This window comes from Actinospineispora acaciae DSM 45401, from assembly GCF_000620785.1.
Classification (GTDB): Bacteria; Actinomycetota; Actinomycetes; order Mycobacteriales; family Pseudonocardiaceae; genus Pseudonocardia; species Pseudonocardia acaciae.
Genome location: NZ_JIAI01000013.1, coordinates 132,216 through 156,332 on the forward strand (window position 1 = coordinate 132,216; position 24,117 = coordinate 156,332).

General features: G+C 71.4%; 27 protein-coding genes. 11 read left to right on the forward strand and 16 right to left on the reverse strand.

Features of this window, described 5'->3' with window-relative positions:
- Positions 1–114: 114 nt before the first annotated feature.
- Both N912_RS0138570 and nucS read right to left on the reverse strand, forming a co-directional pair.
- A complete protein-coding gene (locus N912_RS0138570) occupies positions 115–1,638 on the reverse strand; it encodes an aldehyde dehydrogenase family protein (RefSeq protein WP_028926622.1) in 1,524 nt (507 codons plus the stop codon).
- A 274-nt stretch (positions 1,639–1,912) separates the two neighbouring features.
- Complete coding sequence (gene nucS, locus N912_RS0138575; protein ID WP_028926623.1) at positions 1,913–2,572, reverse strand: endonuclease NucS; 660 nt, start codon at positions 2,570–2,572, stop codon at positions 1,913–1,915.
- A 93-nt stretch (positions 2,573–2,665) separates the two neighbouring features.
- On the opposite strand from nucS, the gene N912_RS0138580 reads away from it, so the two are divergent.
- A complete protein-coding gene (locus N912_RS0138580; RefSeq protein ID WP_051581419.1) occupies positions 2,666–3,166 on the forward strand; it encodes an NUDIX domain-containing protein in 501 nt (166 codons plus the stop codon).
- Positions 3,167–3,211: 45 nt separating this feature from the next.
- Positions 3,212–4,366 carry an acyl-CoA dehydrogenase family protein gene (locus N912_RS0138585; RefSeq protein ID WP_028926625.1) on the forward strand — a complete coding sequence of 385 codons (1,155 nt, stop codon included), beginning with the start codon at positions 3,212–3,214 and terminating at the stop codon, positions 4,364–4,366.
- Between the two features lie 9 nt (positions 4,367–4,375).
- Here N912_RS0138585 and N912_RS0138590 read toward each other — a convergent pair whose 3' ends face one another.
- Together N912_RS0138590 and N912_RS0138595 are read right to left on the reverse strand one after the other, a co-directional pair.
- A complete protein-coding gene (locus tag N912_RS0138590; protein WP_028926626.1) occupies positions 4,376–5,608 on the reverse strand; it encodes a cytochrome P450 family protein in 1,233 nt (410 codons plus the stop codon).
- 26 nt (positions 5,609–5,634) lie between these two features.
- Positions 5,635–6,369 (reverse strand): TetR/AcrR family transcriptional regulator, encoded by a 735-nt coding sequence (locus N912_RS0138595; RefSeq protein ID WP_051581401.1) that lies wholly within the window; start codon positions 6,367–6,369, stop codon positions 5,635–5,637.
- A gap of 47 nt (positions 6,370–6,416) precedes the next feature.
- On the opposite strand from N912_RS0138595, the gene N912_RS0138600 reads away from it, so the two are divergent.
- A complete protein-coding gene (locus tag N912_RS0138600) occupies positions 6,417–7,190 on the forward strand; it encodes an enoyl-CoA hydratase-related protein (RefSeq protein ID WP_028926628.1) in 774 nt (257 codons plus the stop codon).
- Position 7,191: 1 nt separating this feature from the next.
- On the opposite strand, the gene N912_RS0138605 is transcribed toward N912_RS0138600, so the two are convergent.
- A complete protein-coding gene (locus N912_RS0138605) occupies positions 7,192–8,694 on the reverse strand; it encodes an FAD-dependent monooxygenase (RefSeq protein ID WP_028926629.1) in 1,503 nt (500 codons plus the stop codon).
- 46 nt (positions 8,695–8,740) lie between these two features.
- Here N912_RS0138605 and N912_RS0138610 point away from each other — a divergent pair, with 46 nt between their 5' ends.
- Entirely contained in the window at positions 8,741–9,343 is a 603-nt protein-coding gene (locus N912_RS0138610; protein WP_037068818.1) for a TetR/AcrR family transcriptional regulator, read from the forward strand.
- Between the two features lie 9 nt (positions 9,344–9,352).
- Positions 9,353–10,198 (forward strand): transporter substrate-binding domain-containing protein, encoded by an 846-nt coding sequence (locus tag N912_RS0138615; RefSeq protein ID WP_028926631.1) that lies wholly within the window; start codon positions 9,353–9,355, stop codon positions 10,196–10,198.
- A gap of 5 nt (positions 10,199–10,203) precedes the next feature.
- Here the strand turns inward: N912_RS0138615 and ehuA are convergent, their stop codons facing one another.
- Genes ehuA through ehuB form a run of 4 tightly spaced genes read right to left on the reverse strand, consistent with a single transcriptional unit; the run spans position 10,204 to position 13,269 of the window.
- Positions 10,204–10,968 carry an ectoine/hydroxyectoine ABC transporter ATP-binding protein EhuA gene (gene ehuA / locus N912_RS0138620; protein WP_028926632.1) on the reverse strand — a complete coding sequence of 255 codons (765 nt, stop codon included), beginning with the start codon at positions 10,966–10,968 and terminating at the stop codon, positions 10,204–10,206.
- 4 nt (positions 10,969–10,972) lie between these two features.
- Positions 10,973–11,629 carry an ectoine/hydroxyectoine ABC transporter permease subunit EhuD gene (ehuD, locus tag N912_RS0138625; protein WP_028926633.1) on the reverse strand — a complete coding sequence of 219 codons (657 nt, stop codon included), beginning with the start codon at positions 11,627–11,629 and terminating at the stop codon, positions 10,973–10,975.
- The gene (gene ehuC / locus N912_RS0138630; protein ID WP_028926634.1) at positions 11,629–12,357 is read right to left on the reverse strand and encodes an ectoine/hydroxyectoine ABC transporter permease subunit EhuC; all 729 of its coding nucleotides are present in this window, start codon (positions 12,355–12,357) and stop codon (positions 11,629–11,631) included. The genes ehuD and ehuC overlap by 1 nt, the downstream gene beginning before the upstream one ends.
- Positions 12,358–12,366: 9 nt before the next feature.
- Complete coding sequence (gene ehuB / locus N912_RS0138635; RefSeq protein WP_211261551.1) at positions 12,367–13,269, reverse strand: ectoine/hydroxyectoine ABC transporter substrate-binding protein EhuB; 903 nt, start codon at positions 13,267–13,269, stop codon at positions 12,367–12,369.
- Between the two features lie 334 nt (positions 13,270–13,603).
- On the opposite strand from ehuB, the gene N912_RS0138640 reads away from it, so the two are divergent.
- The gene (locus N912_RS0138640; protein ID WP_028926636.1) at positions 13,604–14,248 is read left to right on the forward strand and encodes a hypothetical protein; all 645 of its coding nucleotides are present in this window, start codon (positions 13,604–13,606) and stop codon (positions 14,246–14,248) included.
- Here the strand turns inward: N912_RS0138640 and N912_RS0138645 are convergent.
- The 3 genes from N912_RS0138645 to N912_RS0138655 all read right to left on the reverse strand — a co-directional run bounded on the left by N912_RS0138645 (position 14,245) and on the right by N912_RS0138655 (position 18,417).
- A complete protein-coding gene (locus N912_RS0138645) occupies positions 14,245–16,242 on the reverse strand; it encodes a protein meaA (RefSeq protein ID WP_028926637.1) in 1,998 nt (665 codons plus the stop codon). The genes N912_RS0138640 and N912_RS0138645 overlap by 4 nt on opposite strands.
- 235 nt (positions 16,243–16,477) lie before the next feature.
- The gene (gene murA / locus N912_RS0138650; RefSeq protein ID WP_028926638.1) at positions 16,478–17,746 is read right to left on the reverse strand and encodes a UDP-N-acetylglucosamine 1-carboxyvinyltransferase; all 1,269 of its coding nucleotides are present in this window, start codon (positions 17,744–17,746) and stop codon (positions 16,478–16,480) included.
- A gap of 50 nt (positions 17,747–17,796) precedes the next feature.
- Positions 17,797–18,417 carry a TetR/AcrR family transcriptional regulator gene (locus N912_RS0138655; protein WP_028926639.1) on the reverse strand — a complete coding sequence of 207 codons (621 nt, stop codon included), beginning with the start codon at positions 18,415–18,417 and terminating at the stop codon, positions 17,797–17,799.
- Between the two features lie 104 nt (positions 18,418–18,521).
- Between N912_RS0138655 and N912_RS0138660 the strand changes: the two genes are divergently transcribed.
- From N912_RS0138660 to N912_RS0138680, 5 genes are all read left to right on the forward strand, one after another.
- Positions 18,522–19,265 (forward strand): SDR family NAD(P)-dependent oxidoreductase, encoded by a 744-nt coding sequence (locus tag N912_RS0138660; protein ID WP_028926640.1) that lies wholly within the window; start codon positions 18,522–18,524, stop codon positions 19,263–19,265.
- A 239-nt stretch (positions 19,266–19,504) separates the two neighbouring features.
- Positions 19,505–19,669 (forward strand): helix-turn-helix domain-containing protein, encoded by a 165-nt coding sequence (locus N912_RS64740; protein ID WP_169748037.1) that lies wholly within the window; start codon positions 19,505–19,507, stop codon positions 19,667–19,669.
- A 15-nt stretch (positions 19,670–19,684) separates the two neighbouring features.
- Positions 19,685–20,059: a DUF5753 domain-containing protein gene (locus tag N912_RS0138670; RefSeq protein WP_281176346.1), complete on the forward strand. Its 375-nt coding sequence runs from the start codon at positions 19,685–19,687 to the stop codon at positions 20,057–20,059.
- Complete coding sequence (locus N912_RS0138675; RefSeq protein ID WP_028926642.1) at positions 20,047–20,259, forward strand: DUF397 domain-containing protein; 213 nt, start codon at positions 20,047–20,049, stop codon at positions 20,257–20,259. Before N912_RS0138670 ends, N912_RS0138675 begins: the two co-directional genes overlap by 13 nt.
- Before the next feature lie 13 nt (positions 20,260–20,272).
- Positions 20,273–20,848 (forward strand): cob(I)yrinic acid a,c-diamide adenosyltransferase, encoded by a 576-nt coding sequence (locus N912_RS0138680; RefSeq protein ID WP_028926643.1) that lies wholly within the window; start codon positions 20,273–20,275, stop codon positions 20,846–20,848.
- Here N912_RS0138680 and N912_RS0138685 read toward each other — a convergent pair.
- From N912_RS0138685 to N912_RS0138700, 4 genes are read right to left on the reverse strand one after another with little or no spacing between them, the layout of a single operon-like run.
- Positions 20,845–21,291 (reverse strand): DUF2550 domain-containing protein, encoded by a 447-nt coding sequence (locus N912_RS0138685; RefSeq protein WP_028926644.1) that lies wholly within the window; start codon positions 21,289–21,291, stop codon positions 20,845–20,847. The two genes, N912_RS0138680 and N912_RS0138685, sit on opposite strands and share 4 nt — an antisense overlap.
- A gap of 36 nt (positions 21,292–21,327) precedes the next feature.
- Positions 21,328–21,711 carry a F0F1 ATP synthase subunit epsilon gene (locus N912_RS0138690; protein WP_028926645.1) on the reverse strand — a complete coding sequence of 128 codons (384 nt, stop codon included), beginning with the start codon at positions 21,709–21,711 and terminating at the stop codon, positions 21,328–21,330.
- The gene (gene atpD, locus N912_RS0138695; protein WP_028926646.1) at positions 21,711–23,159 is read right to left on the reverse strand and encodes a F0F1 ATP synthase subunit beta; all 1,449 of its coding nucleotides are present in this window, start codon (positions 23,157–23,159) and stop codon (positions 21,711–21,713) included. Before atpD ends, N912_RS0138690 begins: the two co-directional genes overlap by 1 nt.
- 2 nt (positions 23,160–23,161) lie before the next feature.
- A complete protein-coding gene (locus N912_RS0138700) occupies positions 23,162–24,115 on the reverse strand; it encodes a F0F1 ATP synthase subunit gamma (protein ID WP_028926647.1) in 954 nt (317 codons plus the stop codon).
- Positions 24,116–24,117 lie beyond the last annotated feature (2 nt).

Consider the following 24,117-nt stretch of genomic DNA (forward strand, 5'->3'; position numbering starts at 1 on the left):
CGAGTCGGCTGGCTGGCGGGCGGACGGGCTAGCGGACGGGCGAGCTAAGGGGCGGACGGGCTGGCGGGCTGGCTGGCTGGCTGGCCGGACGGGCTGGCAGACGAGAGGGCGCTCCTAGCGGCCGTACAGCGCCCGCACCAACGTCAGCAGCCGGCCGATCGCGTTCTTGCGCCGGGTGAACGTGGTCACCGCGATCGGTGGCGCGAACCGCTGTCTGGTCACGGCCTGCGCCCGAGCGAACTCCCGCAGGCCGTCCTCGCCGTGGATACGGCCGAACCCGGAGTCGCCCACCCCGCCGAACGGCAGCGCCGGCACGCCGGCAAAGGTGATCACACCGTTCACCGCAACCATCCCGCAGCGCAGCCGGGCCGCGATCTCCTCCCCCCGCCGGGCGGAGAACACCGAGGCGCCCAGCCCGTACGCGGTCGCGTTGGCGCGGGCGACGGCGTCCTCGACATCGGCCACCCGGTTCACCGTGAGCAGCGGGCCGAACGTCTCCTGGGTGATCGCGGTGGAGTCCTCCGGCACGTCGGTGAGCACCACGGGCTCCACGAACGGCGGGCGGACCGACACGGTCCCGCCGACCACCGCCGTCGCGCCCCTGTCCAGCGCGTCCCGCAGCTGGCCGGCCACCACGTCGGCCTGGGAGGGCATGGTCATCGGCCCGAAGTCGGCGGTGGGCTCGCCGCCCGGGCGCAGCGCCTCCGCGCGGCGCACCACCCTGGCCAGGAACTCGTCGGCCACCGGCTCGACCACGTACACCCGCTCCACGCCCACGCAGGTCTGGCCGGCGTTGGACATCCCGCCCCAGACCGCCGCGTCCGCCGCCGCGTCCAGGTCGGCGTCCGCGTCCACGATCAGCGGGTCCTTGCCGCCGCACTCCACCAGCACCGGCGTGAGGCTCTCCGCGCAGGCCGCCATCACCCGCTTGCCGGTCGCGGTGGAGCCGGTGAACGCGAGCTTGTCCACCCCGGACCGGCACAGCGCGGCGCCGGTCTCGCCGAGCCCGGTCACCACGGTGAACACCGGCTTGCGGTGCCCGCCGCCGAACACCGCCTCGGCGAACGTCTCGGCCAGCGCGTGCCCGATCCCGGGAGTCAGCTCGCTGGGCTTGAACACGACCGCGTTGCCGGCGGCCAGCGCGTACCCGATCGAGCCCATCGGGGTGAACACCGGGTAGTTCCACGGGCCGATCACGCCGATCACGCCGTACGGCGGGTACGCAACGGTGGCGGCCTGGTTGCTCATCAGCAGGCCGGAGCTCACCTTGCGCCGGCCGAGCACCCGCTCCGCGTGGCGCGCCGCCCAGGCCAGGTGGTCGATCGCCAGCACCAGCTCTACGCGGGCGTCGTCGCGCGGCTTGCCCGTCTCGGCCGAGACCAGGTCGGCGATCCGGTCGATCCGGGACACCAGCAGCTTGCGCCAGGCCCCGAGCAGCTTGCGCCGCCCGTCGAAGCCCAGCCCGGCCCACCACCGGCTGGCCTCGCGGGCAGAGTCGACCGCCGACCGGACGTACGCCGCGTCGTGCACCGGGTAGCCGCCGACGACCTCGCCGGTGCGGGGGTCGATGGAGTCGAACGTCGCGGCGCCCTCGCCCGCGCCGCCGGCCGCCGCGGCCGGGCTCTCGGTCTGCGTCATCGTCACGACCTCCAAAGCGCACGCGGGATCGATTCACAAGAGCCTACGTGTCGATCGCCCGGCCGGCGCGGCCGGAACCACGCACGGTGAGCGGAACCTCAGAGCATGCCGCCAAGACGGTCACGAACCAACATCATCAGGCCACCAGAACTGTAATAACAGCACAAAGGCGGGCCGGCCTGATGATCCTATTAGAACGATCTATCAAACCTCGGCCGGCCGGAGGTCGCCAGGCTGCACGCCACGCCGCACGCCACGCCGCACGACTGTCCTACTAGAACAGCCGCAGGTGGCCAGGCTCCGCGCCGCGCAGCGCCTCGTAGTCCACCACCACGCAGCGGATGCCTCGGTCGGCGGCCAATGTACGGGCCTGGGGCTTGATCTGCTGCGCGGCGAACACCCCCGCCACCGGCGAGAGCAGCGGATCGCGCCCGAGCAGCTCCAGGTAACGGGTGAGCTGTTCGACGCCGTCGATCTCGCCGCGCCGCTTGACCTCCACCGCGACGGTCCCGCCGCCCGGGTCGCGGCAGAGCAGGTCGACCGGCCCGATCGCCGTCGGGTACTCGCGCCGGATCAGGGTCAACCCGTCCCCCAGGGTGGCCGGATGCTCGGCGAGCAGCTCCTGCAGGTGCGCCTCCACGCCGTCCTTCACCAATCCCGGATCCACCCCGAGCTCGTGCGACGAGTCGTGCAGCACCTCCTCGATGGTGATCACCAGCGACTCGTCGGCCTTGTTCCGGACCGTCCACACCCCCGGCTCCTCCTCCAGCCAGCACGGCGGGCTCATCCAGTTCAGCGGCTTGTAGGCGCGGTCGTCGGCGTGCACGCTCACCGAGCCGTCGGCCTTGACCAGCAGCAGCCGGGGGGCCATCGGGAGGTGGGCGGTCAGCCGGCCGACGTAGTCAACCTGGCAGCGGGCGATCACGAGACGCACGACACGCACGGTATCGCCTCGCCCATACCGGCCTCAGCTAGCGTCGCCGCAGTGAAGCAGCTAAGCACGCGAGAGGTGTACGCGAACCCGTGGATGGTCGTGCGCGAGGACCAGATCCGCCGCCCCGACGGCACCGACGGGATCTTCGGCGTGATCGACAAGCCGGACTACGCGCTGATCGTCCCGGCCGACGGCGACCGCCTGCACCTGGTCGAACAGTTCAGGTACCCGCTGGGCATGCGCCGCTGGGAGTTCCCCCAGGGCACGGCGCCGAACCGGGCCGACGCCGACCCCGCCGAGCTGGCCGCCCGCGAGCTGCGGGAGGAGACCGGGCTGCGGGCCGGCAGCATGGTCCAGATCGGCACGCTGGACGTCGCCCCCGGGATGTCCAGCCAGCGCGGACGCGTATTCCTGGCCACGGACCTCGCCGAGGGCCCGCCCGAGCGCGAGCACAGCGAGCAGGACATGCGCGCGGCCTGGTTCACCCGCGACGAGCTGACCGACATGATCAGGCGCGGCGAGGTCACCGACGCGCAGAGCGTCGCCGCGCTCGGCCTGCTCTTGCTGCACGAACGCGAACTTACCGGCCGTTAAGCCGGTAAGTTGCGCACGAGCCCCGGCACCCGCCAGACTGGGCGAATGGACTTCGCCGAGACCGACGAACAGCGCATGCTCCGCTCCTCGGTGGCCGCGCTGGCCGGCAAGTACGGGCACGACTACCTGTGGGCGAAGGCCAAGGCCGGTGAGAAGACCACCGAGCTGTGGTCGGAGGCGGGCGCGGCCGGGTTCCTCGGCGTGGGCGTGCCGGAGGAGTACGGCGGGGGCGGCGGCGGGATGGTCGAGCTGGCCATCGTCACCGAGGAGATCGCGGCCGGCGGCTGCCCGCTGCTGCTGATCGTGGTCTCGCCCGCGATCGCGGCCACCGTGATCGCCACCTCCGGCACGAGCGAACAGCGCGAACGCTGGCTGCCCGGGATCGCGGACGGCACCGTGAAGTTCTCCTTCGCGATCACCGAGCCGGACGCCGGCTCCAACTCGCACCGGATCACCACCTCGGCCCGGCCCGACCCGGACGGCGGCTGGCGGCTGTCCGGACACAAGTACTACATCTCCGGGGTCGACGAGTCGGACGCCACGCTGGTGGTGGCCCGCATGCAGGACAGCAAGGGCACCCTGCGCCCGGCCATGTTCATCGTCCCGAACGACACCCCGGGCATGACGTACCAGCCGATCGAGATGGCGTTCGTGGCCGCCGAGCGGCAGTTCACCGTGTTCTTCGACGACGTGCACCTGCCGGACGAGGCGCTGGTCGGCGGCGAGGAGGCCGGGCTGGCGGCGCTGTTCGCCGGGCTGAACCCGGAGCGGATCACGGTGGCCGCCCAGTCCAACGGCCTGGCCCGCTACGCGCTGGACAAGGGCACCGCCTACGCGCGCGAGCGCCAGGTGTGGAACGCGCCCATCGGCAGCCACCAGGCGATCGCGCACCCGCTGGCCGTCGCGCACATCGAGGTGGAGCTGGCGCGGCTGGCCACCACCAGGGCGGCGTGGCTCTACGACCAGGGCGACCCGAGCGCCGGCGAGGCGGCGAACGTGGCCAAGTACGCCGCCGCCGAGGCCGCCATCCACGCCGTGGACGCCTCGGTGCAGGCGCACGGCGGCAACGGGATGTCCGCCGAGTACGGCATCGGCCCGCTCATCGGCTCGGTGCGGGCCGGCCGGATCGCCCCGGTCAGCCGGGAGATGATCCTCAACTTCGTGGCCCAGCACACCCTGGGCCTGCCCAAGTCGTACTGACCGCGGGCCTCAGAGGCGGACGGGGAGCTCGGCCAGCCGGCGGGAACCCGGCATCTGCTCCCACCGCAGCTCGCCAGGGTCGACGTCCAGCCTCAGGTCCGGGAACCGTTCGAACAGCGCGCGCAGCGCCACCTCCGCCTCCTGGCGGGCCAGCGCGGCGCCCAGGCAGTAGTGCGCGCCGTGGCCGAACCCGACGTGGCCCTCGCCGCGCCCCTCGGGCTGGCGGGTGACGTCCAGCCGGTCCGGGTCCGGGTAGCGCCTCGGGTCGAAGTTGGCCGACACCAGCACCGGCTGGACGATCTCACCGGCCCGGATGCGCACCCCGCCCAGCTCGACGTCGGCGGCGGCGTAGCGCGGCTTGGTCACGAGCACCGGCCCGCACCAGCGCATCAGCTCGTGCACCGCCGTCGGCCACAGCTCCGGACGCTCGCGCAGCAGGGCGAGCTGGTCCGGGTGGGTGAGCAGCGCGACGGTGCCGTTGCCGATCAGGTGCGCGGTGGTCTCGTGGCCGGCAAGCACCAGGGTCATCACGAAGGTGACCAGTTCGGTGTCGGACAGCCGGCCGTCGTGCTCGTCGTGGACCCTGACCAGCCCGCCGAGCAGGTCGTCGTGCGTCGTCGGGTCCGCCCGCCGCGCGTCGACCAGGGCCTGCGCGCCGTCCACCATGCCGCGCACGGCGGCCGGCATCAGCTTCGGGTCCATCGAGGTCAGCTCGCGCCCCCAGTGCCGCCAGGCCGGCCGTGACGCCTCCGGGAGGCCGACCAGCTCGCAGATCACGGTGATCGGCAGCGGGTAGGCGAACCGCTCGACCAGGTCCACCCGCCCGGTCATGCCGCCGAGCAGCTGATCGGCGATCGCCTCCACCCTCGGGCGCAGCTCGGTCACCCGGCGCACGGTGAACGCCCTGGACACGAGCTTGCGCAGCCGGGCGTGGTCGGGCGGGTCCATGGCCAGGATGGAGTCCGCCATGTACCGGGCGTAGTCCTCGGGCAGGCCGTAGCGCTCGATGTAGAGCCGGCGCACGTCGGTCGCCGGCGCCCCCGGCACCGAGGCGGGGTCGTTGATGAACCGAGGATCGCCGAGCACCGCCCGGACCTCCTCGAACCGGGTCACGAACCAGGCCGGGGTGTCGCCCATGAACACCCCGCGCACGACGGCACCCTGCTCCCGGAGCCGTCCGTACTCGCGGTACGGGTAGGTCATCAGCTCGGGCGACATGATGTCGGGCGGGCTCGTGGTCATCGTGTCCTCACCTTCGGCGCCCGGGGTCACCGGACGCGACGTTGCCATTCGTTGGCGATGGGTTCGAGCAGTGCGTCGTACGAGGCGGCGACCCGCTCGGCCAGTGCGGCGTCCGGGGCCGGCGCCCCGGGCACCTGCAGGGCATGGGCCACCGCGTACTCCAGGAGGTCGGCCCGCGTGTGCGGGTCGGCCGGCGTGCTCGGCAGGCCGAGCGACTCGACGAAGAAGAAGCCGGACGTGACCGAGTCGAGCAGGTACTGCTGCGCCGACAGGTCGACGTCGGTGCGCAGCAGCCCGGCGTCGCGGAGCAGGGCGAGGTGCGCACGGCCGGCCTCGGTGCCCCGCTCGCGCAGCCCGCCGAGCGTGCCCGCCGCCTCCCTGGCCAGCCGCCCGAGCATCTCCCCGTCGCCGAGGTACATCTGCCGGGCCACCGGATCGTCCAGCACCGCCAGGTAGGTGGAACGCACCATCCGCCCCGGCAGCACCTCCTGGGGGTCGGCCCGCATCCGGTCGGTCAGCCCGGTCAGCAGCCCCCGGTAGCCGCGCAGCAGCACCGTCAGGAACAGCGCTTCCTTGGTACGAAAGTGCAGGTAGACGGTGCCCTTGCCGATCCCGGCGGCGGCCGCGACGTCCTCCACGGTGACCTTCCGGTAACCCCACCTGACCAGCAGCTCGGCGGCGGCGTCCAGCACCCGGCCGAGCCGCTCGTCCGGCTCCGGCTCCAGCCTGGGCCTGGTGACTGGATTGACGTTTTCGGTCACAGGGTCACTATAGCGCGGATGTCCAGCCCGGGGTCTACCGTGGGTCCATGGCCGACTACGAACACCTGCTGGTCAAGCACGACGGGGAGACGGTCCGGATCACGATGAACCGGCCGAGGCGGCGCAACTCGCTCTCGTCCGACCATCTGGCCGAGCTGATCGACGCCTTCGAGGAGGCCGGTCGCACCAAGGCGACGGGCATCGTGCTCGCCGGCGAGGGCCCGGTGTTCTCCGCCGGGCACGACTTCGCCGACGTGGCCGCCCGCGACTTCGCCGGCGTCCGCGACCTGCTCCGCCAGTGCACGGCGCTGATGAAGCTGATCGAGTCGGTGCCGCAGGTGGTCGTCGCCAGGGTGCACGCGCTGGCCACCGCCGCCGGCTGCCAGCTGGTGGCGTCCTGCGACCTGGCCGTGGCCGGCGAGTCGGCCGGGTTCGCGCTGCCCGGCGGCAAGGGCGGCTGGTTCTGCCACACCCCGGCGGTCCCGGTCGCGCGCAACATCGGGCGCAAGCGGCTGATGGAGATGGCGCTGACCGGGGACGTGATCGACGCGGCCACGGCGGCCGAGTGGGGCCTGGTCAACAAGGTGGTGCCGGACGACCAGCTCGACGCCGCCGTGGAGCACCTGTTGGTCAGGGCCACCCGGGGCAGCCGGCTGGCCAAGGGCATCGGCAAGCAGACCCTCTACGCCCAGCTCGACCGGCCGGAGGCGGACGCCTACGCGATCGCCCTGGAGGTCATGGCCGCGATGTCACAGACGCCCAGCGCCAAGGAGGGCATGGCCGCCTTCCTGGAGAAGCGCGCGCCGGTCTGGCCGAACTGACCTAACCGAACCACCGACTCAGAGCGGCCGAGGCGGTGTCGAGGTCGGGCTCGCCGTCGGCCGCCCAGGCCACGTACCCGTCCGGGCGGACCAGCAGCGCGGACAGCCCCGGGCGGTCCTCGGAACCGGCCGCGAGCACCCGCACCCGGTCGCCCCACCGCCCGCCCAGCTCGCGCAGCTTGCCGTGCTCGCCCAGGTCGACCAGCAGCGCCCGCCCGTCGGCCAACCGCTCCCCCAGCCGGCCACCGCCCGCGAAAGCCAGGTCCGGCGCGCTCCGCCCGACCAGCTCGTGCCCGCCGCCCAGGTCGTACCCCTGCCACCACCCGGAGATCTTCTTCGCGAAGTACGTGGTCCCGGTCACGGTGTGGGCCAGGTCGGTGACCACCGCGCGCAGCGCTCGCGCCTTCGGCTCCGGGCGCATCACGGCCACCTGCGCGCGCGTCCAGTCCAACACCCACGCGCCGATCGGATGCCGCTCGGCGGTGTAGCTGTCCAGCAGCCCGTCCGGCGCCCAACCGCGCACCGCGGCCGTCAGCTTCCAGCCCAGGTTCAGCGCGTCCCCGATCCCGAGCGAGAGGCCCTGGCCGCCGAACGGCGAGTGCACGTGCGCGGCGTCGCCGGCCAGCAGCACCCGCCCGTTCCGATACTCGGGCACCTGACGGGCGTTGTCGGTGAACCGGGTAGCCGACTCAACACCCGTGATCGTGACGTCCACCCCGGACACCGCGCGCAGGCTGGCCTGCAGCTCCTCGGCGGTCACCGGCCCGGACCGCTCCTCGGGCGTGCCGTCGAACTCGACGGTCAGGATCCGGCCGGGCTGCGGGCCGTACACGTAAACCCCGCGCTCAGTGACGTTCCAGCCGCGCTCCAACCCGTCCGCGCCGGTCAGCTCCACGATGGCCTGGTGCGCGGTGATCTCCGGGTCGGTGCCGGGGAATTCGAACCCGGCGAGCTTGCGCACCGCGCTGCGCCCGCCGTCGCACCCGACCAGCCAGCCGGCGCTCACCCACCGGTCGCCGGCCATCACGCCGACCTCGTCCACCCCGACCCTGACAGTGGAACGTTCTATCAAGACGCCCCGGCGCAGCTCCACACCCAGCTCGAGCGCCCGTTCGACCAGCATCTCCTCCACCTGCTGCTGGCTGATCGGGAAGATCCCGCCCACCGGCCCGCGCCCGTCGAAGTCCGGGTCGGAGTCGTCGATCCGCTCGCCGTGCATCCAGATGGCCCCGAAGTGCCCGGCGACCTTCGGCATGGCGCGCGGCCGCTCCGCGCTACCGAAGGCCCTCTCCAGCGCGACCCGCCGCGCGCGCTCCATCGCCGGCAGGAACCCCCGGCGGTAGAGCGCCTCCACGCACGGCCCGGTGATCGCGCCGGCCTTGATCGTCCGGTCGATCTCGGTCAGCCGCTCCAGCACCAGCACCCGGGCGCCGCCCAGCCGCAGCTCGCAGGCCAGCATCAACCCCACCGGCCCGGCGCCGACGACGATCACGTCGTAGTCCATGCCCAAGACTTTACCCAGTACAAGTTTTAGCTCGATACAATTTCTCATGGCCCTACGCGAGCGCAAGAAGGCACAGACGCGACGGCGGATCTCCGACGTCGCCACCGGCCTGTTCCTGGCCAGGGGCTTCGACAGGGTCAGCGTCGCGGAGGTGGCCGAGGCCGCGGACGTCTCCAAGATGACCGTCTTCAACTACTTCCCGCGCAAGGAAGACCTGATGTTCGACCGGTTCCCGGAGATGGTCGAGCTGGTCACCGCCGCGGTGCGCGGACGGCAGGAGGGCGAGCCGCCGGTCTCCGCCATCCACCGAATGCTGCGCGACCTCGTCGACCGCGACCATCCGCTCGGCGGCCCGCGCGACGGCGACCGGCCGTTCCTGCGGACCGTCCAGGACTCACCGGCGCTGCTGGCCAGGGCCAGGGAGTTCCGCGACGAGCTGACCACCGTGCTCACCGACCTGACCGGAGGCGACCACCGCGCCCACCTGACCGCCGCGCTCACCGTCGCCGCCTGGCAGTCCGTGTTCACCACCAGCACCCGACGCCTGCTCGCCGGCGCTCCCCCCGCCGACCTGGCCCGCGACCACCTCGCCCGCCTCGACGAGGCCTTCGAAGCGGTAGCACACGCCACCGGCCCGCCGAGAACCTAGAGTGTCCACGTGCTTTCGCGCCGTCACATGCTCGCGCTTGCCGGCACCGGCGCGCTGCTCGCGGCCTGTGCGCGCGACAACCGGCCGACGTTCGAACGGATCCGGGAGAGCGGCGCGCTGCGGGTGGGGATCTCGGGCGAGGAGCCGTACAGCTACCTCGACACGTCCGGCCGGCTCACCGGGGAGTCCCCCGAGGTCGCCAAGGCGGTGATGACCGGGTTCGGGGTGCAGACCCTGGAGTCGGTGCAGCGGCCGTTCGGCAAGCTCATCGACGGCCTGCTCGGCGGCTCCTTCGATGTCATCGCCTCCGGCATGCAGATCACCCGGGACCGCTGCCGGCGGGTGCTGTTCTCCCGGCCCGACTTCGTCGCCCCGACCGCGTTCCTGGTGCGGCGCGGCAACCCGCTCGGGCTTCGGGACTTCGGCGACGTGGCGCGCGCCGGCGTCCCCATCGCCGTGCTCGACGGCGCCGTCGAGCGGGGGGCAGCGCGGGCGGCCGGCGTCCGGGACGACCGGATCAAGGCGTACGACTCGCCGTCCGACCTCTACCAGGCGGTGTTCGACGGCGCCGTGCCGGTCGCCACGCTGACCGACATCTCGCTGCGCCGGCTGGTGGGCCGGCACCCGGCGTCGCCGCTCGAGGTCACCCCCGGCATCGGCGGCGGGCGGACCCTGCCGGCGGCGGGCTTCGCGTTCCGGCCGGCCGACGCCGACCTGTGCAACGCGTTCAGCACCGGCCTGACCACGCTGCAGAACTCCGGCGCGTGGCTGCGCATCGCGGCGCCGTTCGGGGTGTCCGCCGCCAACCTCCCGCCGCGCGACCTCACCACCGCCGACGCCTGCCAGACCGGCTGACCGGCTCAGGCCCTGTCGATCACCGCGTGCAGGAAGTCCCGGGTCCGCTGGTGGGTCGGCTCGGTGAACAGCTGGTCCGGCGGTGCGTCCTCGATCACCTGGCCGGAGTCGAACATGAGCACCCGGTGCGAGAAGTCGCGCGCGAAGCCCATCTCGTGGGTCACGCACAGGAACGTGATGTCGGTGCGATCGCCGAGGTCCTTGAGCAGGCTGAGCACGCCGGCGACCAGCTCCGGGTCCAGCGCCGAGGTCACCTCGTCGAGCAGCAGCACGTCCGGGCGCATGGCCAGCGCGCGGGCGATCGCCACCCGCTGCTGCTGCCCGCCGGACAGCTGCGTCGGGTGCGCGTCGATCTTGTCGGACAGCCCGACCAGCTCCAGCAGCTCGGCGGCCCGCTCGTTCGCCTCGTCGGCGGGCAGCCCGAGCACCCGGGTCGGCGCCTCGGTCAGGTTGCCCCGCACGGTCATGTTCGGGAACAGGTTGAACTGCTGGAACACCATGCCGATGCGCTTGCGCACCTCGCGGCAGTGCCGCTCGTCGGCGGGCACCAGCTTGCCGTCCCGCTCCATGTGCGACAGGCCCTGCCCGCCCACCGTGATGGTGCCGCCGTCCACCTTCTCCAGGGTCATCAGCAGCCGCAGGATGGTGGTCTTGCCCGAGCCGCTCGGGCCGATCAGGCAGACGTGCTCGCCGGGCTCCACGGCGAAGCTCAGGTCGCTGAGCACCACGTTGTGCCCGAAACGCTTCTGGACGTCGTCAAAGACGATCATCGGTTCAGACGGTGCCACGGCGGCGCTCCAGACGTCTCACCAGTATCGAGGCCGGGTAGCTAAGCACGAGGAACAGCAGGCCGGCAATGGTGTACGGCTCGGTGAAACGAAACGTCGTCGAGCCGATCTCCTTCGCTTTGCTTACCACCTCTACCACACTAATGGCCAACAGCAGCGGGACCTCTTTGAACATCGAGATCACGTAGTTTCCCAGCGCCGGCAGCACCCGTGGGATCGCCTGCGGCAGGATCACCCCGGTCCAGGTGCGGGTGCGGGTGAGGTTCAGCGCGACCGCGGCCTCCCACTGCCCGCGCGGCACCGCCTCGATGCCGGCGCGGTAGACCTCCGAGGTGTACGTCGCGTAGTGCACGCCCAGCCCGATCACGCCTACCACCAGCGCGGACAGCGTGACGCCGAACCGGGGCAGCGCGAAGTACAGGAAGAACACCTGCACCAGCAGCGGGGTGGACCTGACGAACTCCACGAACGCCCACAGCACCTGGTCGATCACCGGCACGTGCAGCCGCCTGATCACCGCGATGACCAGCCCGAGCAGCAGCGCGACCACCGAGCCGAGCACGGTGATCTCCAAGGTCACCAGCAGCGCCCGCAACAGCTCCGGCAGCACCCGGAAGGCGTAGTCCCAGTCCCAGACCGGCATCAGTGACCGCCCCCCGCCGGGATGCCGCCCAGGTCGGCCGCCTTCATCCGGGCCACCGAGCTGACCCGACGCCCGAGCCTGCGCGCCGCCGCCCGCTCGGCCAGCCGCATCACCGCCGTGATCACCAGCGCCAGCACCAGGTAGATCAGCAGCATCACCGTGAAGATCAGCACGATATCGCTGCCGAAGTTCGGCACCAGCACGTCACGGCCCTGCCGCGTGACGTCCTCCAGGTTCGGGATCAGCGACAGGATCGCGGTGGACTTGAGCAGCTGGATGAACAGGTTGTTGAACGGCGGCAGCATCTCCGCGATGGCCTGCGGCAGGATCACCCGGCGCATCCGCTGCGCGGGCGACATGTTCAGCGCGATCGCGCCCTCCACCTGCGCGCGGGGCACCGACTGCACGGCGCCGCGCACGATCTCCGCGCCGTAGGCACCGTGGTTGAGCCCGAGCACGATGATGCCCGCGACCAGCGGGATCAGCTGGATACCGACCAGCAGCGGGAGCACGAAGTAGATCCAGAACAGCTGGACGACCTCCGAGGTGCCCCGGAAGACCTCCACGTAGACCCGGCTGATGGTGCGCAGCCAGCGGTGCTCGGACAGCAGGGCAAGCCCGGCCGGGAAGGCGAGCACGATCGTCAGCACGATGCCACCGACGGCGGCGGTCACCGTCGTCGGCAGGCCCTGGAACAGGATCGGGACGATCCTGGACAGGTCGCCCATGGTGTCGCCTCAGGCGGCGCAGAGGCGCTGGGTGGTGATGTCCGGCTTCGGCAGGTTGTCCTGGGTGAACCCGAACGGCTCGACGATCTTGAGCCACTGGCCGCTGTCGTGCAGCTTCTTCAGCTCGGCGTTGAACGCGCCGAGGATGCCGTTGTCGCCCTTGCGGAACACGAACGCCCCCGCCGAGAGCGTCTCCTGGCCGTTGATCACCGGGAAGAACCCCTTGGTGACCTCGACGTTCGCGCCCGGGTTCTTCTTCACCACGTCGTTGAGCGAGATGTTGGTCAGCGCGGCCGCGTCCGCCCGGCCGGCGGTGACCGCCTGCAGCAGCGTGTTCTGGGTGTCGAACGCCTGCACCTGGCCGTCGGGCACCCCGCTCTTCTGCGCGTAGCCCTGCTCCACCGCGCCGCTGAGCACCGCGAGCTTGATGCCCTTGGACTTGACGTCGTCGAAGGTAGTCACGCCCTTCGGGTTGCCCTTGGGCACCAGGAACGCGGTCGGCGCGGTGTAGTCCGGGTCGGAGAACGCGGCGGCGTCGCAGCGCTGCTTGTTGATGAACATGCCGGCGGTGACCATGTCGAACTGGCCGGTGTTCAACGCCGGGATCAGGCCGCCGAACTCGACGGTGGTGGCCTCCATGTTGGCGATGCCGAGCGCCTTGAGCACGGCCCGGCCGACCTCGACCGACTCGCCGGTGACGGTCTTGCCGTCCGGCCCGGTGAACCCGTACGGGGCCTCGTTCGCGATGCCCACCTTGATCGTGCCGGCGCTCTTCGCCTTCGACAGGGTGTCGCCGCTGGTGCTGGTGCATCCGGCGAGCAGTGCCGGACCGCCCACCGCCACCGCACCGGCCAGCGCGCCGAACGCACCGCCGCGTCGCAGGAAGTCCCGTCGTGTCCATGCAGCAGCCATTACTGACACACCGCCCTCAGTTTCGCCTCAAGAAAGAGTGATCGTTGGGGAGAACGTAGGGGATCACCGGTTCGGGCGCAAAGAGTGGCCGGCGATGACCGCCCGTTGTGACCAGCACCCTGCGGAAACGGAAGGTTCACCAGGTCAGGGGCGGGTCACGCCGCCCGTTTGGCCTAACCCGAAAGGCGCCCTGGCCGCCCTCGGAGTGAGGCACATCGCGTCACTCATCGGCGAACGGGCATCCGGCCTGGTCAGTCGGGTTTCGTCGGCGGCGAGTGGGTGACGGGACGGGCGCCGGCGTCCGTCGCTTCCGGGATACGCGATGATGTCTGGCATGGCCGTACAGATCGCCGGCGTGGCCCTGCCCAGCCCGAACGAGGTGGTGGGCGCGGTGTGGTCGGCCGCCGAGTGGGGTGTGCGGACGACGCGCCTGGTGGTCGAGCTGCCCGGGCGGATCGAGGAGCTGCTGGCCAGCCTGGAGGCGCTGCTGCGGCGGATCGACGAGCTCACCGACCGGGCGGACGCGCTGGTCGGCAGGGTGGACGGGGTCGCCGTGTCGGCCGAGGAGACGGTGCGCACGGCGGGCGCGGTCGCGCAGGGCGCCGCCGGGGTGATCGACTGGGCCAGTCAGGTGGCCGACGGCGCCGGCGCGGTAGTCGCCCAGGCCGAACAGGCCAGCAAGGGTGCCTCCGAACTGCTCGCCACCTACCAACCGTTGGCGGAGCGCGCCGCCCCGCTGGCCAGCGCGTTCGTCAACGAGCTGTCCACCCAGGAGGTGCAGGCCGCGATCCGGCTGGTGGACCAGCTGCCCGGGCTGGCCGAGCACATGGAGACGGACATCATGCCGATCCTGGCCACCCTGGACCGGGTCGGCCCGGACATCCACGAGCTGCTGGCCGTCACCAAGGACCTGCGCCGGGCGATCAACGGCATCCCGGGCTTCGCCTACTTCCGTCGGCGGGGCGGCGGGTCCGACTAGTCCGCCAGGCCGTTGCGTTGCCTTATCAGGTCCACGATGCGGTCCATGATGTCGGTCAGCTCGTAGTTCTTGGGCGTGAAGACGGCCGCGACGCCGCGTTCGCGCAGCGCCGGCTCGTCCTCGCTGGGGATGATGCCGCCCACGATCACCGGCACGTCGTCGGCGCCGGCCGCGCGCAGCCCGTCGATCACCGCAGGCACCACCTCCAGGTGCGAGCCGGACAGCACTGACAGCCCGACCACGTGCACGCCCTCCTGGACGGCGGCGGCCACGATCTGCGCGGGGGTGAGCCGGATGCCCTGGTAGATCACCTCGAAGCCGGCGTCGCGGGCGCGGACGGCCACCTGCTCGGCGCCGTTGGAGTGCCCGTCCAGGCCCGGCTTGCCGACCAGCATGCGCAGCCGGGTGCCCAGCGCCTCGCCGGTGGCCTTCACCCGCTCCCGGACCCGGGCCAGCTCCTCGGCGGCCTCGCCGCTCGCGGTGGCCACCGAGACGCCGGTGGGCGCCCGGTACTCGCCGAACACCTCGCGCAGCGCGCCGGCCCACTCTCCGGTGGTCACTCCGGCGCGGGCGCAGGCGAGCGTGGCCTCCATCAGGTTGGCGTCGGTCTTGGCGGCGTCGCGCAGCTCGGTGAGGGTGCGTTCCACGGCGGCGTTGTCGCGCTCGGCGCGCCAGCGTTGGATCGCCTCGACGGCGGCGCCCTCCACGGCGGGGTCGACGGTCTCGATGGCCTTGGCGCCCTCGGCCTGCAGCGGGCTGGGCTCGGTGGTGTCGAACTTGTTGACGCCGACCACCACGTCCTCGCCGGACTCGATGCGCCGGCGCCGGTCGGCCAGCGAGGACACCAGCTGGCCCTTCATGTAGCCGGTCTCCACGGCGGCGACAGCGCCGCCCATCTCCAGCACCCTGTCGATCTCCGCGCGGGCGCCTTGGACCAGCTCGTCGACCTTGGCCTCGATGACGTGGCTGCCGGCGAACAGGTCGTCGTACTCCAGCAGGTCGGTCTCGAACGCGAGCACCTGCTGCATCCGCAGCGCCCACTGCTGGTCCCACGGGCGGGGCAGGCCGAGCGCCTCGTTCCAGGCCGGCAGTTGCAGCGACCGGGCGCGGGCGTCGCGGGAGAGCGTGACGGCGAGCATCTCCAGGACGATCCGCTGGACGTTGTTCTCCGGCTGCGCCTCGGTCAGGCCCAGGGAGTTGACCTGCACGCCGTAGCGGAACCGGCGCTGCTTGGCGTCGGTCACGCCGTAGCGGTCGCGGGTGATCTCGTCCCAGAGCGCGACGAACGCGCGCATCTTGCACATCTCCTCGACGAACCGCAGCCCGGCGTTGACGAAGAACGAGATGCGCGCCACGACCTTGCCGAAGTCCTCCGGGCGCACCTGGCCGGAGTCGCGCACCGCGTCCAGCACCGCGATCGCGGTGGCCAGCGAGTACGCGATCTCCTGCACCGGGGTCGCGCCGGCCTCCTGCAGGTGGTACGGGCAGATGTTGATCGGGTTCCAGCGCGGGACGTTGGTGACGGTCCAGGTCACCAGGTCGGTGGCCAGGCGCAGGCTCGGCTCCGGCGGGAACGCGTAGGTGCCCCGGGACAGGTACTCCTTGACGATGTCGTTCTGGGTGGTGCCGGCGAGTTGTTCGCGGTCGGCGCCTTGCTCTTCGGCGACGGCGACGTACAGCGCAAGCAGCCACATGGCCGGGGCGTTGATCGTCATCGAGGTGTTCGCGCCGGCCAGCGGGATGCCGTCGAACAGTTGGCGCATGTCGCCGATGTGGCTGATCGGCACGCCGACCTTGCCCACCTCGCCCTTGGCCAGCTCGTGGTCCGGGTCGTAGCCGGTCTGGGTGGGCAGGTCGAAGGCCACCGACAGCCCCGTCTGCCCCTTGGCGAGGTTGCGCCGATACAGCTCGTTGGACGCAGCGGCGGAGGAGTGACCGGCATACGTCCGCATCACCCACGGCCGGTCGTGCTCACTGTCGCTCGGGTACGGCACCGCGCCACCTCCGCTCGGCAATGAGCCGATCCTACTGCCCGGTAGCTAGGTTTAGTTCGTACTCCTGCTCACAATCCCAAGCACCGCCGCATGACCGCCCGCTCCCAACCCAACCGCCCGCACCCACGCGCGTCCCCTCCCCGCCCGCACAACCACTTCGTGCCCCGCACACGCACTGCAGCAGGTGTGCGGAGCACGAAGTGGGTGTGCCGCCGGCTCTTGCGGGCGGTGGGGGCTAGCGGACGGGGTCGGTGGTGACGCGGGAGACTTCGGCGCCCATGGCGCGCAGGTTCTCCACGAACCGGGGGTAGCCGCGGTCGATGTGCTCGACGTCCCAGACCTCGCTGGTGCCCTCGGCGCACAGGCCGGCGAGCACGAGGCCGGCGCCGGCGCGGATGTCCGAGGCCCAGACAGGGGCGCTGGACAGGCGGGAGACGCCACGGACCACGGCATGGTGGCCGTCCGTACGAGCGTCAGCGCCCAGACGGACCATCTCGTCGACGAACCGGAACCTGGCCTCGAACACGTTCTCCGTGATCATCGACGTGCCGTCGGCCACGGCGGACAGCGCGATCGCCATCGGCTGCAGGTCGGTGGCGAACCCGGGGTAGGGCAACGTCACGAAGTCCACGGCGGCCGGGCGACCGTCCATGGCCACCGTGAACGAGTCGGTGTCAGTACGAGTGTCCGCCCCGGCCGCGCGCAGCTTGTCCAGCACGAGGTCGATGTGGTGCGGGTTCACCCCGCGCACGGTCACTTCCCCCTGGGTCATCGCGGCGGCGAACGCCCAGGTCGCGCCGACGATCCGGTCGCCGATGACGCGGTGCTCGGTGGGCTGCAGGCTGGACACGCCGTGCACGGTGAGCGTTGAGCTGCCGCTGCCCTCGATCTTGGCGCCCATCTGCTGGAGCATCGTGCACAGGTCGACGATCTCCGGCTCGCGCGCGGCGTTGTCGATCACGGTGGTGCCCTCGGCGAGGACGGCGGCCATCAGGATGTTCTCGGTGGCGCCCACGCTCGGGAAGTCCAGCCAGATCTGCGCGCCCCGCAGGTCCTCGGCGTCCGCGACCACCCGCCCATGGTTGATCTCGGTGCGGGCGCCCAGCTTGCGCAGCCCGTTGGCGTGCATGTCCAGCGGCCGCGAGCCGATCGCGTCCCCGCCGGGCAGCGGCACCACCGCCCGCCGGCAGCGCGCCACCAGCGGCCCGAGCACGCACACCGACGCCCGCAGCCGCGACACCGAGCGGTAGTCCGCCCGCTCGCAGGGCTGGCTGGGCGCGGTGATGGTCACGGTGCTGCCCTCGACGCACACCGTGCAGCCCAGGCTGCGCAGCACGTCGGCCATCAGCGGGACGTCCAGGATCTCGGGGCAGTTCGTCAACGTCGTGGTGCCCTCGGCCAGCAGCGCCGCCGCCATCAGCTTGAGCACGCTGTTCTTCGCACCGACGACCTGGACCTCACCGGCCAGCCGCGCGCCACCACCCACCCGGAAATGCTCCGCCACGAGCCAGCACGCTATCGCTTGCGCAGTGGCCCCAGGCGGGCGGGCCGCTTCTAGCCGACGATGTGTCGCGCGGCGGTCAGGTGCTCCCAGGCGGCCATCGCGGCATCGGCCACCGCCAGCAGCTCGGCCCGGCCGGCCCCGTCCCTGGCCTGCACCGACATGCCGTGCAGCACGGTGCTGTAGTAGGCGGCCACCGCGCCGGCGTCGACGTCCGGCGACAGGTCGCCCTCGGCCACCGCCCGCTCCAGCCGCTCGCGCAGCGCGGCGGTGCTGGCCCGGCGCTGTTCGGCCAGGTAGTCGCGGATGCCCTCGGTCTTCGGGGTGTACGTGGTGGCCGCGAGCACGATCATGCAGCCGTTCGGCTTGCCGGGCGCGGTGTAGGCGATCGCGCCGGCCCGCAGCAGCCCGGCCACCGCCTCCCGCGCGGTCGGCTCCTCGGCCAGCGGCTCCCGCAGCGGGGCGCCCTCCAGCTCGTCGTAGAGCGCGACGGCCTCCCGGAACAGCACCTCCTTGCAGTTGAACGCGGCGTACAGGCTCGGCGCGTTGATGCCCATCGCGGCCGTCAGCTGATGGATCGACGCGCCCTCGTAGCCGTGCTCCCAGAACACCTCCATGGCCCGCCGCAGCGCCACCCGGCGGTCGAACGCCCTCGGCCGTCCCCGCTCCGCCATGCGACCCCTTTCTGTAACGACTCCTAAAAATACCCCTTGACGCCGCCCGGCGCCCGCGTCCAGACTTTTGGAGTCATCACTACAGAAATTGAGGAGGGCACCGCATGTCGAAGCTGAACGGGAAGGTCGCGCTGGTCACCGGGGGGAGCCGGGGCATCGGGGCGGCCATCGCCGCCCGCCTGGCCGAGGACGGCGCCGACGTGGCGATCACCTACCGGGCGGCCAAGGACAAGGCGGACGAGGTGGTGGAGCGGATCGAGCGGACCGGCCGGCGGGCGCTGGCGATCCAGGCGGACAGCGCCGACCAGGAGGCGGTCGCCGGCGCGGTCGACCGGACCGCCGCCGAGCTGGGCCGGCTGGACGTCCTGGTCAACAATGCCGGCGTCTACCCGTACGGGCCGATCGAGGAGGTCAGCGCCGAGGAGCGGGACCGGGTCATCGCGGTGCACGTGACGGCCTCGTTCGTGGCATCCCAGGCCGCCGCGCGACACCTCGGCCAGGGCGGCCGGATCATCAACATGGGCAGCTGCCAGGCGCTGCACGTCCCGGTGCCCGGCCTCGCGCTCTACGCCATGACCAAGTCCGCGCTGGACGGCCTGACCAAGGCGCTGGCCCGCGAGCTCGGCCCCAGGGGCATCACCGCCAACGTGCTGCACCCCGGCCCCACCGACTCGGACATGAACCCGGCGGACGGCGGCGAGGCGGCCGACATCCAGCGCGAGTGGTCCGCGCTCGGCCACTACGGCACGACGGAGGACATCGCGGCCACCGTCTCCCACCTGGCCGGCCCCGAGGGCCGCATGATCAACGGCGCCTCCCTGCTGATCGACGGCGGCACGAACGCCTGAGTGAACCCGTGAGTGGTTAGCGTGGCTATAGCAACGCTAACCACTCACGGGTTATTTTCGAACCGCTTCTCTGGCCCTGTGTCATCGTTATCCTTCTGCGTGCACAGAAAGAATTCCGTCGCTGTCTGTTCATGACGGTCTTTGTACCGAGCTTGTACAAACGGCGCGGCGGAGACATAAAGGAGTTAAGCGATGCCGCCGTCCAACCGTCCAGACGCCCCACCGGTCGTGTGGGAGCCATGCTCAAGCACTACCGCGACCGGGCCGGGCTCAGCCAGGACAAACTCGCGCAGCGGATCAACTTCAGCGCCGCGCCGGTCGCGTCGGTGGAGACCGGGCGACGCAAGCCGAGTGAGGAATTCGCAGGCCTCTGCGACAAAGCCACGGAGCGGCGGGTGGATTGACGATCCCGGCAGCAAATCCTCACCAAGGAACAACCCCCGGCGGTGCGCTTTGTGATCGACGAGTACGCCCTGCGCTACCCGGTTGGCGAGGCGAGTGTCATGGACGCCCAGCTGGAGCATCTCGTGCAGGTCGTGTCCGACGGGCTAGCTCATGTCCAGGTGGTCCCGGCGGGCGCGCTACCCGGCATCGGCGGGGCGTTCGTCCTGGCCACCGTTGACGGCCGAACAGTAGGCTACGAAGAGTCAACTTCACACGGGACAGTCCTCACGGAGGAGCGGGACCTGCACCGGCTGGAGGTCATCTACGACCACCTGCTGGGTGAGGCGGACTCGCCAGCACGCTCCCTGGAACGGATACAGAGAGTCAGGAACGAACTATGGAAGACCTGACCGGGCTCCGCTGGTTCAAGTCGAGCCACAGCGATGGCGGCGGCGGCGCCGGCGGCGGCGACTGTCTCGAAGCCGCCGGGCTCGGTGACCGCCGGGCCGTGCGCGACTCCACGGACCCCGACGGGCCGGCGTTCGTGTTCTCGGACACCTCGTGGGCCGGGTTCGTCGCCGCGGTCAAGCGCGGGGAGTTCGACAGCTAATAGGCTCCTGGTCATGGCCGTGCACCTGACCAGGATCTACACCCGCACCGGCGACGCCGGCACCACCGCGCTGGGGGACTTCTCGCGAGTCGCCAAGACCGACGTGCGCCTCGCCGCCTACGCCGACGTGGACGAGTGCAACGCCGCCATCGGCGTCGTCCTGGCCGCCGGAAACCCCGCCGACGACGTCGCCACCGCGCTCCGCCGCGTCCAGAACGACCTGTTCGACGTCGGCGCGGACCTGTGCACGCCCATCACCCCGAACCCCGAGCACCCCCCGCTGCGCATCACCGAGGACTACGTCACCCGCCTGGAAACCGCCTGCGACGAGTTCAACCAGCGCCTGGGCAAGCTCGACTCCTTCATCCTCCCCGGCGGCACCCCGGCCGCCGCCTACCTGCACGTCGCACGCACGGTGGCCCGACGGGCGGAGCGAGCCGTCTGGTCCCTCCTGGAGGCCGACGAGGAACGAACCAACCCGCTCACCGCGAAGTACCTGAACCGCCTCTCCGACCTGCTGTTCATCTTCTGCCGAGTGGCCAACCCCGACGGTGACGTGCTCTGGCGCCCGGGCGGGGGTACGGACTAAGAAGCCCGGCGGTAACCACCAAGGTGGCCGGGCGGGGCGGCCTCCAGCCAGGACAGGAAGCCGGTCAGCACATCGGGGGTCATGGCCAGCTCGACGGTGCGGCGGCGGTCCCGACAGCGCAGCACCGTGGAGTCGCCGGGCACCACGTGCTCCTCGGCGGGGCCGGGACGGCGCCGGTCGATGATCTCCAGGTCAAGCCGGCTGAGCACCACGTTCGCCCGCCGGCCCAGGCTGATCACCCGGAACCAGACGAAGTCGTCGTGCTTGTAGCGCCCGACGCCCAGGTTCCACCAGCGGGTGGACTCCGGCGCGGACGCCCGCACCCGGCGCAGCCACACGTCCACGCCCCCGGAGCGGATCAGCCGCAGCCGCCGCACCACCAGCCAGGCGACCACGGCGAACACGAGGAGCAGGACGATCCCGACGAGCTCAGAGTTCCCCATCGTCGCCCCGCCGCCTCGTGTCCCGGGTCGCCGCCGCTACACGGCCGAACCGGCGGCCCGCAGCCGCGTCTCGGCGCGAGCCCTGGCCGCGGCGCCCTCGTCCGTATCCGAGTCCGCCCGGCCGGCCGCCGTTCGTGCCCGCTCCACGTCGATCTCCTCGGAGAGCTCGGCGACCTCCGCGAGCACCGTCACCCCCTCCGGCGTGACGGACAGGAAGCCGCCGTGCACCGCCGCGGTGACCGACGTGCCGTCCGGCGTGTCGATCCGCACCACGCCGGCATGCTCCAGCTCGGCCAGCGTCGGCTCGTGACCGGGCAGGATGCCGATCTCGCCCTCGGTGGTCCGCGCGAACACGAACGTCGCGTCCCCGGACCACAGCCGCCGCTCCACGGCGACCAGCTCAACGTTCATCTGGCTCATCAGCCGGCCAGCTTCTTGCGGTTGCGGTCCAGGTCGTCGAGGCCGCCGCAGAGGAAGAACGCCTGCTCGGGCACGTCGTCGAACTCGCCCTTGGCGATCTTGTCGAAGGCCTCGATGGTCTCCTTCAGCGGCACCGTGGAGCCCGCCTGACCGGTGAACTGCTCGGCCACGATCAGGTTCTGCGAGAGGAACCGCTCGATCCGCCGCGCCCGGCCGACCAGCTGCTTGTCCTCCTCGGACAGCTCGTCGATACCGAGGATGGCGATGATGTCCTGCAGGTCGTTGTAGCGCTGCAGGATCCGCTTGACCTCGTTGGCCACCCGGAAGTGCTCGTCGCCGATGTACTGCGGGTCCAGGATCCGCGAGGTCGAGCTGAGCGGGTCCACGGCCGGGTAGATGCCCTTCTGGGAGATCGGCCGGGACAGCTCCGTGGTGGCGTCCAGGTGGGCGAACGTGGTGGCCGGCGCCGGGTCGGTGTAGTCGTCGGCGGGCACGTAGATGGCCTGCATGGACGTGATCGAACGACCCCGGGTGGAGGTGATCCGCTCCTGCAGCTCGCCCATCTCGTCGGCCAGCGTCGGCTGGTAGCCCACGGCGGAGGGCATCCGGCCCAGCAGGGTGGAGACCTCCGAGCCGGCCTGGGTGAACCGGAAGATGTTGTCGATGAACAGCAGCACGTCCTGGTTCTGCTCGTCCCGGAAGTACTCCGCCATGGTCAGCGCGGACAGCCCGACCCGCATACGGGTGCCGGGCGGCTCGTCCATCTGGCCGAACACCAGCGCGGTGTCCTTGATGACGCCGGACTCCGTCATCTCGGTGAACAGGTCGTTGCCCTCGCGGGTCCGCTCGCCCACCCCGGCGAACACCGAGGTGCCACCGAAGTTCTTGGCCACACGGGTGATCATCTCCTGGATGAGCACCGTCTTGCCCACGCCGGCGCCGCCGAACAGGCCGATCTTCCCACCCTGCACGTACGGGGTGAGCAGGTCGATGACCTTGATGCCGGTCTCCAGCATCTCGGTCTTGCCCTCGAGCTGGTCGAAGGACGGCGCCTTGCGGTGGATGCCCCAGCGCTCGCCGGTGATCTTCAGGTCGGGCTTGTCCAGGCAGTCGCCGAGGGCGTTGAACACGTGCCCCTTGACCTGGTCGCCGACCGGCACCGAGATCGGACCGCCGGAGTTGGCCACCGGGGCGCCCCGGACCAGGCCGTCGGTGGGTTGCATGGAGATGGCCCGCACCAGGTTGTCGCCGAGGTGCTGGGCGACCTCCAGGGTCAGCGTCTTGGTCTGCCCGCCGAGGGTGACCTCGGTGGACAGCGAGTTGTACAGCTCGGGCACGGCGTCACGCGGGAACTCCACGTCGACGACCGGTCCGGTGACCCTGACCACCCGGCCGGCCTCGGTCGCGGTGTTGCCCTCGGAGTGAGTGGTCTCAGCGGTGACTGTCATCGTTAGTTCTCACTTCCTACGGCGACGAGCGCGTCGGCACCGCCGACGATCTCGCTGATCTCCTGGGTGATCTGGGCCTGGCGGGCCTGGTTGGCCTCCAGGGTCAGGCTCTTGATGAGGTCGTTGGCATTGTCCGTCGCGGCCTTCATGGCGCGCTGGCGCGCCGCCGACTCCGAGGCCGCCGAGTCCAGCAGCGCCGCGAACAGCCGGGCGCTGACGTACTTGGGCAGCAGGGCCGCGAACAGGGTGTCCGCGTCCGGCTCGAAGGCGTACATGGCGCGCGGCCCGGCCGGAGTGGCGGTGGCGGACTGGTCCGCCTCCACGTACTCGACCTCGATCGGAGCCATCCGGTGCGCCTGCGGTACCTGGGTCACCATGTTCTTGAACTCGGTGTACACCAGGTGCAGCTCGTCCACGCCGAGCACGCCGTCCGGGCCTGGGCCGCCGTCCGGCTCGTCGTCGGTCCCGGCCATGAAGGCGGCCACCAGGGTGTCGGCGGCCTCCTTCGCGTCCAGGTAGCCGGGCTGCTCGGAGAAGCCGGTCCAGGACGCCTCCACCTCGCGCTTGCGGAACCGGTAGTAGCTCACGCCCTTGCGGCCGATCACGTACCGGACCACGTCCTTGCCCTGCTCGCGCAGCATCTCCTCCAGCTCGCGGGCGGCCTTGAGCACGTTGGCGTTGTAGCCGCCGCACTGCCCCCGGTCGCTGGTGACCACCAGCACCGCCGCGCGGCGCGGGTTCGGCCGGGCGACCAGCAGCGGGTGGTCCAGCGCCGAGTTGTTGGCCAGCTCGGTGATGACCCGGGTCATCTCCTCCGCGTAGGGCTTGGAGGCCTCCACCCGGGCGCGCGCCTTCATGATCCGCGAGGTGGCGATCAGCTCCATCGCCCTGGTGATCTTCTTGATCGACTGCGTGGAGCGGATCCGCCGCCGCAGTACCCGAATCTGTGCCGCCATCT

Bases quoted from the DNA above. Each gene is read 5' to 3' on its own strand.
- N912_RS0138570 (WP_028926622.1), bottom strand. From the start codon at position 1,638: ATGACGCAGACCGAGAGCCCGGCCGCGGCGGCCGGCGGCGCGGGCGAG.
- N912_RS0138580 (WP_051581419.1), top strand. From the start codon at position 2,666: ATGGTCGTGCGCGAGGACCAGATCCGCCGCCCCGACGGCACCGACGGG.
- N912_RS0138585 (WP_028926625.1), top strand. From the start codon at position 3,212: ATGGACTTCGCCGAGACCGACGAACAGCGCATGCTCCGCTCCTCGGTG.
- N912_RS0138590 (WP_028926626.1), bottom strand. From the start codon at position 5,608: ATGACCACGAGCCCGCCCGACATCATGTCGCCCGAGCTGATGACCTAC.
- N912_RS0138600 (WP_028926628.1), top strand. From the start codon at position 6,417: ATGGCCGACTACGAACACCTGCTGGTCAAGCACGACGGGGAGACGGTC.
- N912_RS0138605 (WP_028926629.1), bottom strand. From the start codon at position 8,694: ATGGACTACGACGTGATCGTCGTCGGCGCCGGGCCGGTGGGGTTGATG.
- N912_RS0138610 (WP_037068818.1), top strand. From the start codon at position 8,741: ATGGCCCTACGCGAGCGCAAGAAGGCACAGACGCGACGGCGGATCTCC.
- ehuA (WP_028926632.1), bottom strand. From the start codon at position 10,968: ATGATCGTCTTTGACGACGTCCAGAAGCGTTTCGGGCACAACGTGGTG.
- ehuD (WP_028926633.1), bottom strand. From the start codon at position 11,629: ATGCCGGTCTGGGACTGGGACTACGCCTTCCGGGTGCTGCCGGAGCTG.
- ehuC (WP_028926634.1), bottom strand. From the start codon at position 12,357: ATGGGCGACCTGTCCAGGATCGTCCCGATCCTGTTCCAGGGCCTGCCG.
- ehuB (WP_211261551.1), bottom strand. From the start codon at position 13,269: ATGGCTGCTGCATGGACACGACGGGACTTCCTGCGACGCGGCGGTGCG.
- N912_RS0138640 (WP_028926636.1), top strand. From the start codon at position 13,604: ATGGCCGTACAGATCGCCGGCGTGGCCCTGCCCAGCCCGAACGAGGTG.
- N912_RS0138655 (WP_028926639.1), bottom strand. From the start codon at position 18,417: ATGGCGGAGCGGGGACGGCCGAGGGCGTTCGACCGCCGGGTGGCGCTG.
- N912_RS0138660 (WP_028926640.1), top strand. From the start codon at position 18,522: ATGTCGAAGCTGAACGGGAAGGTCGCGCTGGTCACCGGGGGGAGCCGG.
- N912_RS64740 (WP_169748037.1), top strand. From the start codon at position 19,505: ATGCTCAAGCACTACCGCGACCGGGCCGGGCTCAGCCAGGACAAACTC.
- N912_RS0138675 (WP_028926642.1), top strand. From the start codon at position 20,047: ATGGAAGACCTGACCGGGCTCCGCTGGTTCAAGTCGAGCCACAGCGAT.
- N912_RS0138680 (WP_028926643.1), top strand. From the start codon at position 20,273: ATGGCCGTGCACCTGACCAGGATCTACACCCGCACCGGCGACGCCGGC.
- N912_RS0138685 (WP_028926644.1), bottom strand. From the start codon at position 21,291: ATGGGGAACTCTGAGCTCGTCGGGATCGTCCTGCTCCTCGTGTTCGCC.
- N912_RS0138690 (WP_028926645.1), bottom strand. From the start codon at position 21,711: ATGAGCCAGATGAACGTTGAGCTGGTCGCCGTGGAGCGGCGGCTGTGG.
- atpD (WP_028926646.1), bottom strand. From the start codon at position 23,159: ATGACAGTCACCGCTGAGACCACTCACTCCGAGGGCAACACCGCGACC.
- N912_RS0138700 (WP_028926647.1), bottom strand. From the start codon at position 24,115: ATGGCGGCACAGATTCGGGTACTGCGGCGGCGGATCCGCTCCACGCAG.